Origin of the sequence: Mesorhizobium norvegicum (assembly GCF_004919685.1) — a bacterium.
GTDB lineage: Bacteria > Pseudomonadota > Alphaproteobacteria > Rhizobiales > Rhizobiaceae > Mesorhizobium > Mesorhizobium norvegicum.
On the sequence record NZ_SMYZ01000129.1, the window covers coordinates 493 to 2,542 of the forward strand.

2 protein-coding genes are annotated in these 2,050 nt (G+C 67.1%); both read right to left on the reverse strand.

Annotated features, from left to right (window positions below; translation table 11 throughout):
- On the reverse strand, positions 1–1,657 hold a 1,657-nt coding region (locus tag FCU66_RS37450; protein ID WP_168992271.1), incomplete at its 3' end, for a molybdopterin-dependent oxidoreductase.
- A 4-nt stretch (positions 1,658–1,661) separates the two neighbouring features.
- Positions 1,662–1,991 (reverse strand): nitrite reductase small subunit NirD, encoded by a 330-nt coding sequence (nirD, locus tag FCU66_RS37455; protein ID WP_136620065.1) that lies wholly within the window; start codon positions 1,989–1,991, stop codon positions 1,662–1,664.
- Between the last annotated feature and the right edge of the window lie 59 nt (positions 1,992–2,050).

Genomic DNA, 2,050 nt, shown 5'->3' on the forward strand with positions numbered 1-2,050 from the left:
CGGCAGGCCAGAGGGGGGTGGCTGGGCTCGGCGCTGGCCATTGGAAAGGCTCCAATCCTTCATACCCCTCCGCACCAACCCCGGCATAAGCACCAATGTCGAAATCCCGCGCGCCATCGTTCTCGAACCCCGACAGCGCGGCATGCTCGGCAAACACCTCCGCCGGCGTCGCGTAGGAAAACGCCCCGCCAAACCCCATCCGCTTGCCCACCTCGGCGACAATCCGCCAGTCGGGCCTTGCCTCGCCGGGTACCGGCAAAAATGCGCGCTGACGCGAGATGCGGCGCTCCGAATTGGTGACCGTGCCGTCCTTCTCGCCCCAGGCGGTAGCGGGCAGTCGGACATGGGCGTGGCGGACGGTGTCGGTCTTGGCCAGCACGTCCGACACCACGACGAACGGGCAGGCCTTGATCGCCGCTTCGACGGCATCGGCATCCGGCATCGAATCGACCGGGTTGGTGGCCATGATCCACAGCGCCTTGATGCGCCCATCGGCGACCGCCTGGAACATCTCGACCGCCTTCAGGCCGGGCCTTTGCGCTATATCAGGCGCCTTCCAGAAGCGCTGTACGCGCTCGCGATGGTCGGGGTTTTCGATCTCCATATGGGCGGCGAGCATGTTGGCCATGCCGCCGACCTCGCGGCCGCCCATGGCGTTGGGCTGGCCGGTCACGGAGAACGGCCCTGCCCCGGGCTTGCCGATGCGGCCAGTGGCGAGATGGCAGTTGATGATGGCGTTGACCTTGTCGGTGCCCGAAGACGACTGGTTCACCCCCTGGCTGTAGACGGTCACCGTCTTCGCCGTCGCGGCGAACAGGCTGTAGAAGCGGCCAAGCTCGTCCTCGCTCAGGCCCGCGGCAGCGGCGACGCCGGCAAGGTCGAGCGCGGAGGCGGCGAAAAGCGCTTGTCCGAAGCCGGTCGTGTGAGTCGTGATGTAGGCGCGGTCAAGCGCGTTGTGCTGGCCGAGCCAGGCGAGCAGCCCGGTGAACAGAGCGACGTCGCCATCCGACGCGATCGCCAGGTGCATGTCGGCGATGTCAGCGGTCATGGTGCGACGCGGGTCGACCAGCACGATCTTCATCTCCGGCCGCTTTTCCCGGGCCGCGGCGATGCGCTGGTAGAGCACGGGATGGCACCAGGCGAGGTTGGAGCCGACCAGCACGATCAGGTCGGCAAGCTCCAGGTCATCATAGGTTCCCGGTACGGTGTCGGAGCCGAAGGCGCGGCGGTGGCCGGCGACCGAGGAAGCCATGCACAGGCGCGAATTGGTGTCGATGTTGGCCGAGCCGACAAAACCCTTCATCAGCTTGTTGGCGACGTAATAATCCTCGGTCAGCAACTGGCCGGAGACATAGAAGGCGACCGCATCCGGGCCGTGCTCGGCGATGGTTTGCGAGAAGGACGAGGCGACGAGGTCGAGCGCCTCGTCCCAGCCGGCGCGGCGGCCGTGGATCTCGGGATGGAGCAGCCGGCCGTCGAGGTCGATGGTCTCGGCCAGTGCCGAGCCCTTGGAGCAGAGCCGGCCGAAATTGGCCGGATGGTCGGGGTCGCCGCGGACGGACACTTGCCCGTCCGCGGCGACCTTCGCCAGCACGCCGCAGCCCACCCCGCAATAGGGGCAGGTGGTCCTCACCTCGCGCGCTGCGTCGATCTCCATGGGGTCAGGCCGCGCGGCTGGCCAGCGCTTCCAGCGCAATGAACAGACGCTCGCCTTCGACCCGCACCGGAATGGTGCGCACCGCGCCCTCGTCGGCGCCGAGAGCCTTGCCCGTCTCCAGCGAAATCACCCAATTGTGCAAGGGACAGGTCACCGCCGTGCCGTGCACGATGCCCTGGCTGAGCGGTCCGCCCTTGTGCGGGCAATGGTCGTCGATGGCGTAGACCTGATCGTCCTGGGTGCGGAAGACCGCGATTTTTCCTTCGGGCGTGGCGACGCAACGCGCGCCACGGCGCGGGATGTCGGAGAGGGAGCCTATCGATATCCAGTTCATGTGGGCACTCGTGTTTCTGCCTGAAATGAATGCGCCAAGGCACCCCCCTCTGTCCTGCC